Annotated in this window: 18 protein-coding genes; 10 read left to right on the forward strand and 8 right to left on the reverse strand. The window is 65.4% G+C overall.

Going from position 1 to position 16,059, the window contains the following annotated elements; translation table 11 throughout:
* The first annotated feature begins 105 nt into the window (after positions 1-105).
* From U4Y90_RS10550 to U4Y90_RS10565, 4 genes are read left to right on the forward strand one after another with little or no spacing between them, the layout of a single operon-like run.
* Positions 106-321 carry a hypothetical protein gene (locus U4Y90_RS10550; RefSeq protein WP_321794501.1) on the forward strand — a complete coding sequence of 72 codons (216 nt, stop codon included), beginning with the start codon at positions 106-108 and terminating at the stop codon, positions 319-321.
* Positions 322-324: 3 nt separating this feature from the next.
* Entirely contained in the window at positions 325-1,623 is a 1,299-nt protein-coding gene (locus tag U4Y90_RS10555; RefSeq protein WP_321794502.1) for an EAL and HDOD domain-containing protein, read from the forward strand.
* Positions 1,624-1,664: 41 nt separating this feature from the next.
* Positions 1,665-2,243 carry a peroxiredoxin gene (locus U4Y90_RS10560; protein ID WP_321794503.1) on the forward strand — a complete coding sequence of 193 codons (579 nt, stop codon included), beginning with the start codon at positions 1,665-1,667 and terminating at the stop codon, positions 2,241-2,243.
* 39 nt (positions 2,244-2,282) lie between these two features.
* On the forward strand, positions 2,283-2,765 hold the full coding sequence (locus U4Y90_RS10565) for a hypothetical protein (RefSeq protein WP_321794504.1): 483 nt from the start codon (positions 2,283-2,285) through the stop codon (positions 2,763-2,765).
* On the opposite strand, the gene cydB is transcribed toward U4Y90_RS10565, so the two are convergent.
* Both cydB and U4Y90_RS10575 read right to left on the reverse strand, forming a co-directional pair.
* Positions 2,766-3,773, reverse strand: coding sequence for a cytochrome d ubiquinol oxidase subunit II (gene cydB, locus U4Y90_RS10570; RefSeq protein ID WP_321794505.1), 1,008 nt, complete (start codon positions 3,771-3,773; stop codon positions 2,766-2,768).
* A gap of 20 nt (positions 3,774-3,793) precedes the next feature.
* Positions 3,794-5,251 carry a cytochrome ubiquinol oxidase subunit I gene (locus U4Y90_RS10575; RefSeq protein ID WP_321794506.1) on the reverse strand — a complete coding sequence of 486 codons (1,458 nt, stop codon included), beginning with the start codon at positions 5,249-5,251 and terminating at the stop codon, positions 3,794-3,796.
* Positions 5,252-5,495: 244 nt separating this feature from the next.
* On the opposite strand from U4Y90_RS10575, the gene sugE reads away from it, so the two are divergent.
* From sugE to U4Y90_RS10605, 6 genes are all read left to right on the forward strand, one after another.
* On the forward strand, positions 5,496-5,816 hold the full coding sequence (gene sugE, locus U4Y90_RS10580; protein WP_321794507.1) for a quaternary ammonium compound efflux SMR transporter SugE: 321 nt from the start codon (positions 5,496-5,498) through the stop codon (positions 5,814-5,816).
* A gap of 273 nt (positions 5,817-6,089) precedes the next feature.
* Positions 6,090-6,716, forward strand: a complete 627-nt coding sequence (locus U4Y90_RS10585) for a DUF4126 domain-containing protein (protein WP_321794508.1) — start codon at positions 6,090-6,092, stop codon at positions 6,714-6,716.
* A gap of 98 nt (positions 6,717-6,814) precedes the next feature.
* Complete coding sequence (locus tag U4Y90_RS10590; protein WP_415749326.1) at positions 6,815-9,304, forward strand: ABC transporter permease; 2,490 nt, start codon at positions 6,815-6,817, stop codon at positions 9,302-9,304.
* A gap of 17 nt (positions 9,305-9,321) precedes the next feature.
* The gene (locus U4Y90_RS10595; protein ID WP_321794510.1) at positions 9,322-9,735 is read left to right on the forward strand and encodes a group II truncated hemoglobin; all 414 of its coding nucleotides are present in this window, start codon (positions 9,322-9,324) and stop codon (positions 9,733-9,735) included.
* A 106-nt stretch (positions 9,736-9,841) separates the two neighbouring features.
* Entirely contained in the window at positions 9,842-10,573 is a 732-nt protein-coding gene (locus U4Y90_RS10600) for an alanyl-tRNA editing protein (protein WP_321794511.1), read from the forward strand.
* A 2-nt stretch (positions 10,574-10,575) separates the two neighbouring features.
* The gene (locus tag U4Y90_RS10605; protein WP_321794512.1) at positions 10,576-11,154 is read left to right on the forward strand and encodes a DUF924 family protein; all 579 of its coding nucleotides are present in this window, start codon (positions 10,576-10,578) and stop codon (positions 11,152-11,154) included.
* A gap of 13 nt (positions 11,155-11,167) precedes the next feature.
* Here U4Y90_RS10605 and U4Y90_RS10610 read toward each other — a convergent pair whose 3' ends face one another.
* The 6 genes from U4Y90_RS10610 to U4Y90_RS10635 all read right to left on the reverse strand — a co-directional run bounded on the left by U4Y90_RS10610 (position 11,168) and on the right by U4Y90_RS10635 (position 15,987).
* The gene (locus tag U4Y90_RS10610; protein WP_321794513.1) at positions 11,168-11,914 is read right to left on the reverse strand and encodes an SDR family oxidoreductase; all 747 of its coding nucleotides are present in this window, start codon (positions 11,912-11,914) and stop codon (positions 11,168-11,170) included.
* 12 nt (positions 11,915-11,926) lie between these two features.
* Complete coding sequence (locus U4Y90_RS10615; RefSeq protein ID WP_321794514.1) at positions 11,927-12,511, reverse strand: TIGR00730 family Rossman fold protein; 585 nt, start codon at positions 12,509-12,511, stop codon at positions 11,927-11,929.
* Positions 12,512-13,249 carry a TetR/AcrR family transcriptional regulator gene (locus U4Y90_RS10620; RefSeq protein WP_321794515.1) on the reverse strand — a complete coding sequence of 246 codons (738 nt, stop codon included), beginning with the start codon at positions 13,247-13,249 and terminating at the stop codon, positions 12,512-12,514. It lies immediately after the preceding gene.
* 144 nt (positions 13,250-13,393) lie between these two features.
* Positions 13,394-13,948, reverse strand: a complete 555-nt coding sequence (locus tag U4Y90_RS10625) for a diacylglycerol kinase (protein WP_321794516.1) — start codon at positions 13,946-13,948, stop codon at positions 13,394-13,396.
* Positions 13,945-14,976, reverse strand: a complete 1,032-nt coding sequence (locus U4Y90_RS10630; RefSeq protein ID WP_321794517.1) for a glycosyltransferase family 1 protein — start codon at positions 14,974-14,976, stop codon at positions 13,945-13,947. The genes U4Y90_RS10625 and U4Y90_RS10630 overlap by 4 nt, the downstream gene beginning before the upstream one ends.
* Positions 14,977-15,003: 27 nt before the next feature.
* Positions 15,004-15,987 carry a UDP-2,3-diacylglucosamine diphosphatase gene (locus tag U4Y90_RS10635; protein ID WP_321794594.1) on the reverse strand — a complete coding sequence of 328 codons (984 nt, stop codon included), beginning with the start codon at positions 15,985-15,987 and terminating at the stop codon, positions 15,004-15,006.
* Positions 15,988-16,059 lie beyond the last annotated feature (72 nt).

The following is a 16,059-nucleotide window of genomic DNA, read 5'->3' on the forward strand; positions in this document are numbered from 1 at the left end:
GCATGCTCTATCAGGCGAGTTATCGGCGCAATCGGGGATTTCTTTAACCGGGCCGCGCTTGCGGCGGCCGGAGGCGGGTATCAAGAATGTCCAGGAATTGTCGATATGAGTTTTCATATTATCTCGTCAGGCGAATTCGGTTACAGTGGCGCGTTTCCCGATGGGAACGGTTCCCTCGCCAGGGCCGATCGTTGCAAGGCCTTCGCCGCGTTGTTGACCATCAGAATCCGCTCGACCCGTTTGCTCCATGATCGAATTCATCAAGCTGCCGGCCTCAAGGCAAACCTTCACCGTGCCGCCGCGCGCATCCGACCCGTCTGAGTCATGCCCGATTCGTCCCTGAAGCGCGCGGCGCTGGCAAGGCGCGGGCAGAGTGTCTACGTCGGGCGTCAGCCGATCCTCGACGGGGACGGCGCGCTCGTCGCCTACGAACTGCTCTTTCGCGACAGCCCCGACAACCGCGCGCGCATTCACGACGACGTGCAGGCGACCGCGCATGTCGTCGCGCGCACGATCGGGGAGATCGGCGTGCCGGCGGTGCTCGGCCCGCACCCGGGCTACGTGAACATGAGCCGCGAACTGCTGTTCGACGACATCGTGCACATCATGCAGCCCGAGCGCTTCGTGCTGGAGCTGCTGGAAAACATCACGTTCGACGAGCCGCTCTTCAAGCGCTGCGCGCAACTGCGCAATGCGGGCTTTCGCTTCGCGCTCGACGACGTCGCGAGGCTCGACGATGCGCTGCTCGCCGCGCTGCCGACAGTGGATATCGTCAAGGTCGACTTCCTCGCGGCGGATCATGACCATCTCCCGGAGCTCGCAGCGACGGTGAAACGGCGCGGCAAGCTGCTCGTGGCGGAGAAGATCGAGACGCCCGACGATTTCAAGCAGGCGAGGCATCTCGGCTTCGATTTCTTCCAGGGCTATTTCTTCGCGCGTCCGCAGGTGCTGACAGCGCGGCGCGCGAGCCCCGCGCGCGGCTCGCTCCTGCGCCTCATGGCCGTGCTCGCCGGCGAACCGGGCATGCGCGAGCTGGAAATGGAGCTCAAGCGCAATCCGGACATCGTCGTGCAGCTGATGCGGCTCGCGAATTCGAGCGCGCAGACACGCGGGCGGCGGGTGTCGTCGTTGCGCGAGGCGGTCGCGGCGACCGGCACCCGCCAGTTGATGCGCTGGACGCAACTGCTGCTCTACGCGGACGGCAGCGGCCTGCCGTGGCGCTCGGATCCGCTGCTGCAGCTCGTCGGCACGCGCGCGCGCTTTCTGGAGCTCGCGGCGGAGACGCTGCGTCCCGCCGACGAAGCCTTCTCCGACGCGGCCTTCATGACCGGCATCTTCTCGCTCGTGCATGTCGTGCTTGACATGCAGCCGGTGGAAATTCTCGATAAGCTGCATCTGGCGGCTGAAATCCGCGCGGCCATTCTCGCGGGCGAGGGACCGCTCGGCGCGCTGCTCGGCATCGCGCGGGCGGCGGAGCAAGGCGATGCGTCCGCCATCGATGCGAGCCGCCGCGCGCAGCCATCGCTCGATGTGCTTACGCCCGCGGTGCTGGCCAAATTGCAGTTCGAGGCGGCCGCGTGGTTCGCGGGACATCGCATGGATCAGGGCGCGGGCGACGCGTAGACGCCGTCTTCGCATGAACGAGATCACCGGAAGGAGCGTGCATGAAGAAGGCTTTCAGCTTTACGACGGCTGGCGTGCTGGCCGTGGCGGCGGCGATCGGTTGCGCCGTGGCGGTCTATCCGCTCACGGCGGGCGCGACGCTCAAGCCAGGCGATGCCGCGCCCGATTTCACCGCGCAGGCATCGCTCGGCGGCAACGTGTACGACTATTCGCTCGCCGACGCGCTCAAGAAAGGCCCGGTCGTGCTGTACTTCTATCCGGCGGCGTTCACCAAGGGCTGCACGATCGAGGCGCATGAATTCGCGGAAGCGGTCGATCAGTACAAGGCCGAGGGCGCGACGGTCATCGGCGTGTCGCACGACAACATCGATACCTTGAAGAAGTTTTCGGTGAGCGAATGCCGCAGCAAGTTCCCGGTCGCGGCTGACGCGGACTCGAAGATCATCCGCTCCTACGACGCCTCCATGCCCATGAAGAGCACGATGGCCAATCGCGTGTCGTACGTGATCGCGCCCGATGGCCGCGTCATCTACGAATACACGAGCCTGTCGCCGGACCAGCATGTCGCCAACACGCTGCAGGCGCTGCGCGACTGGAACGCGAAGCACAAGGCGCAGTGATACGCTTCCGTTTCATCGTTTGAGCGTGCGGGAGACGCCATGCCTATCGTTGTCGGACTCATCGCTTTAGGATTGCTGATTTATGGCGCGATCTGGTCGTTCAACACCATCCACGCGCAGTTCGGGCTGGGCGTGGCGGTGGCCGTCGCGGTGGTCGTGCTGGCGATCATCGCCGCGGGCGTGATGCGCTGGCTCGCGAGCCGCCGCGAGATCGCGCCCAATCTGCCCAAGGGCGAGCACGGCGACTGGACGCACGAGCTCCGCACGGACTGGGGCGGCGTGCGCGTGGCGGCGGGCAAGCGGCTGTGCGATGTGCGCGTCGGCGACGAGCGCGGCAGCTACATCTTCGCGGACCTGCGCGGCGCGCGCATGCTGGAGCCGGCCGGCGGGAGCGGCCCGTGGCAAGTCGTGCTCGACGTGCAGGACGCGAAGCACGGCGAATGGAAGCTGCCGATGCGCGATCGCGGCGAGGCGCACAAGTGGGCGCGCATCCTGTCGCTCGCGACACAGCAGAAGCTTTGATCAGTCCGCGTGATAGCCCATGTCGCCGCGCACCTTGCCGCGAAACACCCAATACGACCAGATCACGTAGATCATCAGCACGGGCAAGAGGAACATCGTTCCGATCAGCAGAAACTGATGCGATAGCGGCGCGGCGGACGCATCCCAGAGCGTGACGGAAGGCGGCGCGATGAACGGCCACAGGCTGATCACGAGTCCCGTGAAGGCAAGAAAAAAGAGGCCGATCGAGCATACGAACGGCAGCACGTCGCGGTCTTTCGCGAGGCTCGACCACAGCGTCCACGCGAGCAGCACGGTCAGCACGGGCACGGGCGCGAACGCGAGGCTGTCGGGAAAACCGAACCAGCGCGCGGCGATGCGCGCATCCTTGAGCGGTGTCCACAGGCTGATCAGCAAGATGAACGCGATCACGCCGATGAGCGCGTAACGCGCCATCTTGCGGCTCCATGCCTGCAGATCGCCTTCGGTCTTGAGCACGAGCCACGTCGTGCCTTGCAGCGCATAGCCGAAGATCAGCCCGATGCCGACGAGCAGCGGAAACGGCGCGACCCAGTTCCAGCTCGTGCCCGCATAGACGCGTCCTTCGATCGGAAAGCCCTGAATGAACATGCCGAGCACGACGCCCTGCGAGAACGTCGCGACGAGCGAGCCGCAACCGAACGCGCCGTCCCACAGCCATTTGCGCGCGCCGATCACCTCGCGGAACTCGAACGCGACGCCGCGAAAGATCAGCCCGAGCAACATGAAGAGAATCGGGAAATAAACGGCGGGGACGATGATCGCGAAAGCGAGCGGAAACACCGCGAAAAGCCCGCCGCCGCCGAGAATCAGCCAGGTCTCGTTGAAGTCCCAGACGGGCGCGACGGAGTTGATCATCAGGTTGCGCGATTCGGCGTCGCGGCGCAGCAGGAACATCATGCCGACGCCGAGATCGAAGCCGTCGAGCAGCACGTACATGAACACCGCCAGCGCGAGAATGGCGGCCCACAGCGGCACGAGATCGAGCATCGCGTTCTCCGGTTTCGTACTCAGTTGCGCCCGCGTCCCGGCGGCACGATATCGTCTTCGCTCACGGGCCGCGCCGCGCCGTTCACGCCCGCCGATACCGCCGACAGCGGACGGGCCGCGCGCGTTTTCGCATCCAGTTCTTCCTTTTCGTGCGCATGCGCGACTTCCGCCGGCCCGACGCGCACCAGCCGGCGCAACAGGAACAATCCCGCGCCGAAGATGACGACGTAGGCGAGCACGTAGAGCAGCCACGAAAGGCCGACATCGGCGGCGGTGAGCGACGGCGTCACCGAATCCTTCGTGCGCAGGATGCCGTAGACGGTCCACGGCTGGCGGCCGGCCTCGGTGGTCGTCCAGCCGGCGACCACGGCGATGAAGCCGAGCGGCATCGCCCACGTCGCCGCGCGCAGCCAGCGTGTGCTCGTCTCGATCCGGCCGCGCGCGAACTGCACGATGCCCCACAGCACGAGCGCGAACATCAGGAGCGCGACGCCGACCATGATGTGAAACGCGAAGAACACGACGGCGACGGGCGGCCGGTCCTCCCGCGGAAAGTCCTTCAGTCCGCGCACGAAGCCGTTCGGATCGTGCGTGAGATAAAGGCTGCCGAGCACCGGAATCGAGATTTCGAAGCGATTGCGTTCCGCTTCCTGATCGGGAATTGAAAAGAGATTGGCCGGAATGCGCGTGCCGGATTCCCAGAGGCCTTCCATCGCCGCGAGCTTGGCGGGCTGATGCTTCAGCGTGTTGAGTCCGTGCGCGTCGCCGATCACCATCTGGATCGGCACCATGATGATCAGGAAGATCAGCGACATCTTCACCATCACGCGGCTCTCTTCCAGCGCGCGGCGTTGGCGCAGATACATCGCGCCGACGCCGAGAATCACGAAGCCTGCCGTCACGAGAAACGCGCTCACCGTGTGTCCGAGCCGGTACGGAAACGACGGCGTGAAGATCACGTCGAAGAAGCTCACCACTTCGAAGCGGCCGTCGGGCAGCAGGCGGTGGCCCTGCGGCGTCTGCATCCAGCTGTTGACCGCGAGAATCCAGAACGACGAGATCACGGTGCCCGCCGCGACGAAAATCGCCGACATCACATGCGCCCATTGCGGCACGAGCTTGCGCCCGAAGAGCAGGACGCCGAGAAACGCCGATTCGAGAAAGAACGCCGTCAGCACTTCGTAGCCCATCAGCGGTCCGACGACATTCGCGGTCGCATCGGAGAAGCGGCTCCAGTTGGTGCCGAACTGAAACGGCATCACGATACCCGATACCACGCCCATGCCGAACGACACCGCGAAGATCTTCAGCCAGAACGCCGAGAGCCGCCGGTAGACATCGCGTTTCGTGATCCACCAGTTGAATTCGAGCGTCGCGATATAGCACGACAGGCCGACCGTGAAGGCCGGCAGCAGAATGTGAAACGCGACGACCCACGCGAACTGGAAGCGGGAGAGCAGGACCGAATCGACATCCATGAACGCTCCTTTGTTCAGGCATTTTTGCAGCGGATATGTCGAAGGGACGCCTCGCGCGGGCGCTTTTCTCCTTAATACACGGTTTTCATGAACGCGGCCACGCGTCGCGCGGCGGGAGGACACGGCTGCCGGGCCGCCAATGCACCGATTTGGTACAATTCAGCCTCTTCGCTTCAAGGCTATGCGGACGACCGCATGCGCATCGTTTCATCGGGGACGGCCCCATTTTTTAGGGAGTCGCCCGATGTCCTGGATTCTTCTTTTCGTCGCCGGTTTGCTGGAAGTCGCGTGGGCCGCCGGTCTCAAATCCTCCGAAGGCTTTACGCGGGTCGGACCGACTGTCTTCACGATCATCACCGCGCTCGGCAGCTTCGTCCTGCTTGCGATGGCCATGAAACAACTGCCGCTCGGCACGGCTTATGCCGTCTGGACGGGCATCGGCGCCATCGGCGCGTTCGTCTTCGGCATCGTGTTCATGGGCGAGGCGTTGTCCGCGGCGCGCATCCTCAGCGCGGTGCTTATCGTTGCCGGGCTGATCGGGCTCAAGCTCTCGTCGGGGCACTGAAAAGGGCGCGCGTTGCGCGCGCGCCACCGCGCCGTGCGCAAACGCACCGGGACCGGAAATCGCTTGAACCCGTGCTGCACCGCGCGTATTGACGTGGATATAATGGTCTGAGCGCATCCGCTTTTGTCTGATCGCAACGTTTGGTGCTTTTCGTTGTATCGTCGCGGATGTGGGTGGCTTCTTTCGGTATCTGCTGCAAAGACCGCCCTTTTCAGCCGGCAAATCGTCCGTTAGCGGCGAAGGCCGGCGGCCGGCGCACTATGGGAGACGGCAATGCTTGAGTCACTTTCGCTCGCAGCGGGCCTGTCATGGGCGAGCGGGCTGCGCCTGTATCTCACCGTTTTCATCGCCGGCATGTTCCAGCGCATGGGAATCGTTCATCTGCCCGATACGCTCGCGGTGCTCGGCTCGCCGTGGGTCATCGGCGTCGCGGGCGCGCTCGCGGCCATCGAATTTCTTGCCGACAAGATCCCCGCGCTCGATTCCCTGTGGGACGCGGTGCACACGTTCATCCGCATTCCGGCGGGCGCCGTGCTCGCGGCAGGCTCGCTCGGTCACGCCGATCCCGCGATGCTCACCATCGCCGCGCTCGCGGGCGGCACGCTCGCCGGCGCATCGCATTTCGCGAAGGCGGGCACGCGCGCACTCATCAATTTGTCGCCCGAGCCGGTGTCGAACTGGGCGGCGTCGGCCACCGAGGATGTCGGCGCGCTCACGGGCATCACGCTCGCGCTCTTCGTGCCGCTGTTGTTTCTCGTGCTCCTGCTCGCCTTTCTGGTGCTCGCGGGCTGGGCGCTGCCACGGCTCGCGCGCGGCGTTCACGGCGGCGTGTCGCGCATGGCCAAGCACATGCTGCCGAGCTCGGACCGGATGAACCGGCTGCGGAGCAAGCACGATTGAGCACCGCATTCAGGAACGATCAGGCTGCACGCAAGGCAGGGCATCCGCATCCGGACATCAGGCTCGGTTTCACCCAGACGGCGCGCCAGGCATGGCGCATGACCGGGCGCGACTGGCGCGCGGGCGAGCTCACGATGCTGCTGCTCGCGCTGGTGCTCGCGGTGGCGGCGCTGTCGAGCGTCGGCTTTCTGGCGGATCGCATGCGTCAGGGGCTCGCGCGGGACGGTCGCCAGATGATCGCCGCCGATTTCGTCGTGCGCGCGGATCACCCCGTCGACCCGATGTTCGTGGCAAAAGCGAAAGCGCTCGGGCTCGAGACGGCGGGAACCACGATTTTCCCCAGCATGATCGGTTCGACGTCCGCGCAGCCGCTTGCGAGGCTTGCGGCGATCAAGGGCGTGACCGAGGGCTATCCGTTGCGCGGCGCGCTGCGCATCGCGCCGGGCGTCGACGCCGTCGATGCGCCCGTTCACGGCATTCCCGCGCCCGGCACCGTGTGGGTCGATGCCGCCTTGCTCGACGCGCTCAAGACGAAAGTCGGCGGCGCGGTGAAGGTCGGCACGCGCACGTTCACGGTCGCGGGCGTCATCACGCGCGAGCTGGATCGCGGCTTCTCATTCGTGAATTTTTCGCCGCGCCTGATGATGCGCGCCGACGAGATCGCGGGCACGGGGCTCGTCGGCTACGGCAGCCGCGTGACCTATCGATTGCTCGTCGCCGGTCCCGATGGCCAGGTCGAGCAGTTCGCGAAGTTCGCGCGCGACAACGTCGATGGCGGCAAGCTGCGCGGCGTCGCGCTGGAGTCGCTCTCCGACGGCCAGCCGCAAGTGCGCCAGACGATCGATCGCGCGAGCCACTTTCTCACGCTCGTGTCGCTGCTGACGGCGCTGCTCGCGGCCGTCGCGATCGCGATGGCGGCGCATCGTTTCGCGCGGCGTCATCTCGACGGTTGTGCCGCGATGCGCTGTCTCGGCGTCAGCCAGCGCACGCTGCGTGCGCTGTTTCTGAACGAATTCCTCGCTATCGGCCTGATCGGCAGCGCGGCGGGCGTCGTGCTCGGATTCGGCGGCCATCTCGTGCTGTTGAACTGGCTCGGCTCGCTCGTCGATGTCGAACTGCCGCAGCCGAGCATCTGGCCCGCGTTGCAAGGCGTGGCGATGGGCCTCGTCTTGCTGCTCGGCTTCGCGCTTCCGCCGCTGCTGCCGATCACGCGCGTGCCGCCGGTGCATGTGATTCGGCGCGAGCTCGGCGATGCCCAACGTGTCGCGCATGCGGCCTACGGCGTCGGCGTGCTGCTGTTCGCGGCGCTTTTGATCGTCGCCGCCGGCGAACTGAAGCTGGGCGGCATCGTCGCGGGCGGTTTCGCGGCCGGGCTGCTCGTGTTCGGCGCGATCGCGCGCGCGGCGCTCTGGGCCGCGGCGCGCTTCGTGCGGCGTGAGAAGAGCCGCGCGGGCGTCGGCTGGCGCTATGCGCTCGCGTCGCTGGAACGGCGCAGCGGCTCGAGCGCGCTGCAGATCACCGCGCTCGGAATCGGGCTGATGTGCCTGCTGCTCATCGGCATGACGCGCAATGATCTGATCAAGGGCTGGCGCGACGCGACGCCGCCCGACGCGCCGAATCAGTTTCTCATCGATATCCAGCCGGACCAGCGCCCTGGCGTGCTCGACTATCTGCACACGCACGGCCAGCCCGACGCCGCGCTTTCGCCGATGGTGCGCGCGCGCCTCGTCGCCATCAACGGCAAGGAAGTGAATCCGGACAACTACGACAAGGCCGACGCGAAGCGCCTCGTCGATCGCGAATTCAACCTGTCGTACACGACCGATCTGCCGGGTGACAACCGCGTCACGCAAGGCGCGTGGTTCGGCAAGGACGGGAAGCCGCAGGTGTCGATCGAAGAGGGCATCGCGAAGACGATCCGCGTGAAGATGGGCGACACGCTTCGTTTCGATGTCGCCGGCTTGGCCGTGGAAGCGCCGGTGACGAGCGTGCGCAAGGTCGACTGGAATTCGTTCAAGGTCAACTTTTTCGTGCTGATGCCGCCCGAGGCGCTCGCCGATCTTCCCGCGACCTTCATTACGAGCTTCCATCTTCCGATGCAAGACGCGCGCGTGATCGACGGCCTGGTCGCGCGTTATCCGAACGTGACCGCCATCGATATCGCGCCGATTCTCGCGCAGATTCATCGCACGCTCGCGCAGGTGATCGGTGCGGTGCAGTTCCTGTTCCTCTTCACGCTCGCCGCGGGCGTGCTCGTGCTCTACGCGGCGCTGGCCGGCACGCGCGACGAACGCGTGCGCGAAGCGGCGCTGTTGCGCGCGCTCGGCGCGTCGCACCGGCAAGTGCGCTCGGTGCAGGTGGCCGAGTTCGTCGCCGTGGGCGCGCTCTCGGGCCTGATGGCGGCGATCGGCGCGCAGGCCATCGGCTACGTGCTCGCGGCGCGTGTGTTCGAGTTCCATATCGATTTCAATCCGTGGCTCGTGCCGACGGGCATCGTGGCCGGCGTCGCGTGCGCGGGCCTCGGCGGCTGGCTGAGCCTGCGGCGCGTGCTGGCGCGCCCGGCGCTGCAATCCCTGCGCGATGCATAGTTTTCCGAATCAGAGCAATGACTGACGTAAATCCCGAAGACGAAGCACAAAAGCCGACCGCCTTCGAACTGATCGGCGGAGAGGAGCGCGTGCGCGCGCTCGTCGATCGTTTCTACGACCTGATGGACCTCGAGCCCGAGTTCGCGGGCATCCGCGCGTTGCATCCGCCGACGCTCGATAATTCGCGCGACAAGACCTTCTGGTTCCTGTGCGGCTGGATGGGCGGGCCGGATCACTACATCAGCCGCTTCGGGCATCCGCGTCTGCGGGCGCGGCATCTGCCGTTCTCGATCGCATCGGGCGAGCGCGATCAGTGGTTGCGCTGCATGGCCTGGGCGATGGAAGACATCGGCATCGGCGAAACCCTGCGCGAGCGCCTTCTGACGTCCTTCTTCGACACCGCGGACTGGATGCGCAACCGTCCCGGTTGATTCGCGCGGTTTTGTACCGGGTCGACGCAGCCGTGTCTGCTGCATCATGTCCGCTCGAAGGCGTCCGGGAACGCCCGATCCCCGAACTCGGCAAGGAAGCACGATCATGAGCACACGCGCACTCTTTCGCGAGGACGCCTATCAAACGCGTTGCGACGCGACCGTCACCGCCATCGACGAGCAGGGCATCCATCTCGATCAGACGGTGTTCTATCCGCTCGGCGGCGGTCAGGCGGGCGATGCGGGCACGCTCGCGCTCGCGGACGGCACGATCATCGCGATCGCCGATACGCGCAAGGCGAAGTTCGAAGGCGCGACACCCGACGACGCCGTGCACGTTCCCGTGCCGGGCCAGGAAGACGCGCTGGCGAAGGTGAAACCCGGCGACAAGGTGAGCGCGGAGATCGACTGGGCGCAACGCTATCGGCGCATGCGCCTGCACACGGCGAGCCACCTGATCTGCGCGGTGTTGCCGTATCCGGTCGATGGCTGCAGCATCACGACGGATTACGCGCGTCTCGATCTGGCGACGGTCGAGCCGATCGAGCGCGACGAGGTCGAAGCGAAGCTCAACGCGTTGATCGGCGGCGCGCATGGCGTGCATACCGAATGGATCACCGACGACGAAATGGCCGCGCGCCCCGAACTCGTGCGCACGATGAGCGTGAAGCCGCCGATGGGTCTGGGCCGGGTTCGCCTGCTGCGCATCGATGACGTCGATTTGCAGCCGTGCGGCGGCACGCACGTGCGCAATACGGAGGAAATCGGCACGCTGCGCATCGCGAAGCTGGAGAAGAAGAGCGCGCGCACGCGGCGATTGGTGCTGGAACTGGCCTGAGCATGGATCCTCGCGCGCAGGCGGTGCTCGATCTCTGGTTCGGCGAGCCCGCTTCACCGGAATTCGGTCAGGATCGCAAGCTGTGGTGGAAAAAGAAACGCGCCTTCGACGCAATGCTCACGGAGCGCTTCGGCGCGCTGCTCGAAGAGGCGCAGGCGGGCGGTTTGCGGGATTGGGAGCGCACGCCGCTCGAAACGCTCGCATTGATCGTGCTGCTCGATCAGCTATCGCGCAATTGCTACCGGAACACGCCGCGCGCATTCGCGGGCGATGGCCGCGCGCTCGCGTTGGCGAAGGCGCTCGTCGAGCGGGGCGACGACTTGCGCTTGCCGAGCGCGCATCATCGCGCGTTCGCGTACATGCCGTTCGAGCATGACGAAACGCCCGAAAGCCAGCGCGAGGCGCTGCGTCTCTTCGGAAAACTTAAGGACGAGACCGGCGTGTCGAGCTTCTACGAATCGGCGGTGGAGCATGCCGAGGTGATCGGGCGCTTCGGGCGCTTTCCGCATCGCAACCGGATTCTCGGGCGCGAGATGTCGGGCGACGAAGAAGCGTGGCTCGCGAAACACGGCGGATTCTGAGTCCGCCGCCGCTTCACCTTCCGCCCGTCACGTCCAGAATCGCTCCCGTCACATACGACGACGCATCCGACAGCAGCCACACGATCGACTCACCGACTTCATCGGCTGTGCCCGCGCGCCCGATCGGCGTCTGAACGCCGAGCACGTGCGCGCGATCGGGCTTGCCGCCGCTCGCGTGGATGTCGGTGTCGATGAGTCCCGGCCGAATGGCGTTCACGCGCACGCCTTCGCGTCCGAGCTCCTTCGACAGCCCGAGCGTGAGCGTATCGATCGCGCCCTTGGAGCCGGCGTAGTCGACATACTCGTTCGGTCCGCCGAGCCGCGCCGCCGCCGACGAGACGTTCACGAGCGATCCGCCCTTGCCGCCGCGCGAAGTCGACATGCGCCGCGCGGCCTCGCGCGCGCAGAGATACGCGCCGAGCACGTTGATGTCGAAGATGCGCTTCATGCGCGCGATGTCCATATCCGCGAGCGCCGAGCCGGGCGCGACGATGCCGGCATTGTTCACGACGCCGTCGATCTTGCCGAAGGCTTTTTCGGTCGCGTCGAACATCGCGATGTTCGCGGCTTCGTCGCTCACGTCGCCGGCAATGGCGATGGCCTTGCCGCCCGCCGCTTCGACCGCCGCGACGGTTTCATCGGCCGCGGCGGCGTTCGACGCATAGTTCACGCCGACTGACCAGCCGCGCGCGCCCGCGAGCACGGCAGCCGAGCGGCCGATGCCGCGGCTCGCGCCGGTAATCAGGATGACTTTGGACATCGGTCGTGCTCCCTAAACCGCGTTTCGATTTTCGGTCCACTTGTCGTGGGCGGGCGGCGTGTAGGCCGCGAGCTTCGCAATCATGTCTTCCGGCTCCGCCGCGACCTGGATGAAGTCCAGATACGGCGCGCGCATGAAGCCTTCCTCGACCGTGTGCCGCAGCATCGCCATGAGCGGATCGAAGTAGCCGTTCACATCGAGCAGGCCGACGGGCTTCTGGTGATAGCCGAGTTGCGCCCACGTGTAGACCTCGAAAAACTCTTCGAACGTGCCGACGCCGCCGGGCATCGCGACGAAGGCGTCGGAGAGATCGGCCATCTTTCTCTTGCGCTCGTGCATGTCGGGCACGACGTGCAGCTCGGTGAGATCCGTGTGGCCCACTTCCTTCGCGAGCAGCAACTCCGGGATCACGCCGACCGCGCGGCCACCCGCCGCGAGCACTTCATCGGCGATGAGGCCCATCAGCCCGACGCGGCCGCCGCCATAGACCAGCGAGAGATCGTTTTGCACCAGCGCGCGGCCGAATGCCCTGGCCGCTTCGGCATAGACGGGGCGCGCTCCGGTCGCGGAGCCGCAATAGACGCAAACTGCCTTCATTTATCTGGAATCCTTCGGTGTATCGGTCTTCGACGCGTTCGATGCGTCCTCGCGCGGCGGCAGGAAGTCCGCGTACTCGCGCTTCGGCAGCTTACCGGATACGAGGTCGTCGAATAGCTGCCGCGAGCGCCCGCGCAGATACGGCGCCATGATCGAGATGATGTGCAGGCTCGCCTGATGCAATTCCGTGCGGATTGCTTCCTGATCGTTGTACTTGCGCGGATTCATCACGTACTGGTACGAGAGCCAGTATGTCGCGATCACGCCGATGTTCGTCGCGATCACCTTGATCTCGGCGGGCGTCGCGACCATTTCCTGGTCGGCCACGAGCGCCTCGCACAACTGGCTCGCGAAGTGCACCTTGTGCGTGATGATCTGCTTGAAGTGCGTCTCGAGCGTGCGATTGCGTGCGAGCAGATCGTTCAGGTCGCGATACAGGAAGCGGTAGGTCCAGAGGAAATCCGCCATGTATTGCAGGTACGACCACATCTCGTCGATCGTCGGGCGATGATCGTCCGGAAAGCGCAGACGCTTCTGAATCTGCTGCTCGAACTGCGCGAAGATGCTGTTGATGATGTCGTCTTTGTTGCGGAAATGGTAGTACAGGTTGCCTGGACTGATTTCCATCTCTTCGGCGATCGTCGTCGTGGTGACGTTCGGCTCGCCGATATCGTTGAACAACTTCAGCGACAGCTCGAGTATCCGTTCGCGGGTGCGGCGGGGTGGTTTGGCTTCCATGTCGTCCGACCTTGGGATCGGGCCGCGAGGACTCGGGATGAGCGTTCGCGCGGCCGCTTCCGTTGCTATTTTTGAGAATATCGGACGATTATAAACCGGTCGTTCGGCCGCGCGGATGCGTGCTTTGCGCGCGGATGTCCTTCTTTACAAGATACGCGCAAGGCCGGCGGACGCAAGCGGCCACAGAATCAGGCCCCAGGTGATCACGCATACGCCGAGCGCGACCATCACCGCGGCGCTGCCGAAATCCTTCGCCCGCTTCGACAATTCGTGACGTTCGAGCGAGATGCGGTCGATGGCCGCTTCGACGCTCGAATTGAGCAACTCGACGATGAGCACCAGCAGCACCGATGCGATCAGCGCCGCGCGCTCGACCGGCGCGACCGGCACGAAGAGGCTGCACGGCAGCAGAATCGCAGCGAGCGTGAGTTCCTGACGAAACGCGCTTTCCTCGCGGATCGCAACGCGAAAGCCGTAGAGCGAGTTCTTCATCGCGTGCCACGCGCGCGTGAAGCCCCGGTTGCCCTTGTACGGATTGAAGGGCAAGTCATCGGGGCCGAGCGGCTCGGCCGGTTGCGCGGGCGTTTCGTCGATGTCCTCGAGATCGTCGTCGAAGGGATCGCGCGCGCGGGCCGCCGCGGACGATGCGCCGCGCGCGTGCGCTTCGGCCCGTTCCTGCGCCACGGCGCGTCGCGTCATGCCGCCGCCCGGTCGGAGCTGGCGGCGCGCGGCCCGAACTGGCGCAGATGCGATGCGAACTGTTCCGACGCCGCGCGCCACGAGAAGCGCTCGGCCCACGCACGGGCATCGGCGCGCTCGATCTTCAGCGCTTGCAGACAGGATTCGTGAAGGTCGTCATAGAGCGCGCCGGGGCCGTTCTCGCCGAGCACGTCGATCGGGCCCGTCACCGGATATGCGGCTACCGGCGTGCCGCAGGCCATCGCTTCGAGCAGCACGAGGCCGAAGGTGTCGGTCTTGCTCGGGAACACGAAGACATCCGCCGCGGCGTAGACCTTCGCCAGTTCGGGCTGCGACAACACGCCGAGATAATTGACGCCCGGATAGCGCGACTTCAGCTCCGCGAGCGCCGGACCTTCTCCGGCGACCCACTTCGAGCCGGGCAGATCGAGCTTCAGAAATGCCTCGACGTTCTTTTCCACCGCCACGCGCCCGACGTACAGAAAGATCGGCCGCGCGGTATTGAGCACCTTCGACTCCATCGGATGAAAGACGTCGAGATCGACGCCGCGCGTCCACAGCACGACATTGGTGAAGCCGTATTGTTCGAGATCGCTCTTGACGACGGGCGTCGGCGCCATCACCGCCTGCGAGCCCTTGTGGAACCAGTGCAGGAAGCGATACGTCATCGCGAGCGGAATGCCGAAGCGCGCCTTCACGTACTCGGGAAAGCGCGTGTGATAGGCGGTCGTGAACGGCAGCTTGTGGCGCAGCGCATACGAGCGCGCCGCGAGCCCCAGCGGTCCTTCGGTGGCGATATGCAGCGCATCCGGCCCGAACGCATCGATGCGGCTCGCGACGCGCTGTCCCGGCATAAGCGACAGGCGAATCTCCGGATAGGTCGGGCAAGGGATCGTTCGGAACTCCAGCGGCGTGAGCAGTTCCACGCGATGACCGAGCGCGGTGAGTTCTTTCGTCGTTTGCTTGAGGGTGCGCACGACGCCGTTGACCTGCGGCTCCCATGCGTCGGTAACGATCATGATTTTCATCGATTCGGCCCCGTGGTTCGTTCGTAGTCAGACAGTCGCGCGTGTTTTCGTCGCACGCGCTTCCGGCGAGCGCATCACCGTCCAGTAGACGACCTTCAGTTCGCCGTCGTAGGTTTCGACGAGCGCCGAGAGACTCTCGACCCAGTCGCCGTCGTTGCAGTAGAGGATGCCGTCGATGTCGCGGATCTCGGCCTTGTGGATGTGCCCGCACACGACGCCGTCGCAGCCGCGGCGGCGCGCTTCGTCGGTCATCACGCGCTCGAACTGCGAGATGAAGTTCACCGCGTTCTTGACCTGATGCTTCAGGTACTGCGACAGCGACCAGTAGTTGAAGCCGAGCCGGGTGCGCACGCGATTGAACCAGCGGTTGAGCAGCAGGATCATCGTGTAGGCGGTGTCGCCGAGATAGGCGAGCCATTTGGCGTGCTGAATGACGCCGTCGAAGAGATCGCCGTGCACGATCCACAGGCGCTTGCCCGCGAGCGTCGTGTGAAACGCTTCGCCGCGCACGTGGATGTCGCCGAAGGCGAGGTCGCAGAACTGGCGCGCGGCTTCATCGTGATTGCCGGGGATGTAGACGACCTGCGTGCCTTTGCGCGCCTTGCGCAGGATTTTCTGCACGACGTCGTTGTGCGCCTGCGGCCAGAACCAGCCTTTGCGAAGCTGCCATCCGTCGATGATGTCGCCGACGAGATACAGATACTCCGACTCGTGATGCCGCAGGAAATCGAGCAGATACGGCGCCTGGCAGCCGCCCGAGCCGAGGTGGATATCCGAGAGCCAGATCGTGCGATAGCGATGCGGCTGATCGGCCGAATCGGCGAGATCGTCGTGATGGACAGGCGCGGCGACGCGCGGATCGGACAGGCCCGCCGTGCCCGCCACCATGGACTCGGATGATTCGGTGGACTCTGATCGCAGTGCGAAGGGACCGTTGCGCAGCTCGGTGCCGCTAAAGCTGAAGGGGGAGGGCGGGTCGATTGCCGGGTGGGCTGACGAGGTGAAGGCCATTGGCTCGCGCATCGGGTTTCGGTATGCGCATTGCGCCATGCGGCCGTGACCGAGCCGTGACAGTCACGAGAA

Source organism: Caballeronia sp. J97, from assembly GCF_905220305.1.
In the GTDB taxonomy this organism is placed as follows: domain Bacteria; phylum Pseudomonadota; class Gammaproteobacteria; order Burkholderiales; family Burkholderiaceae; genus Caballeronia.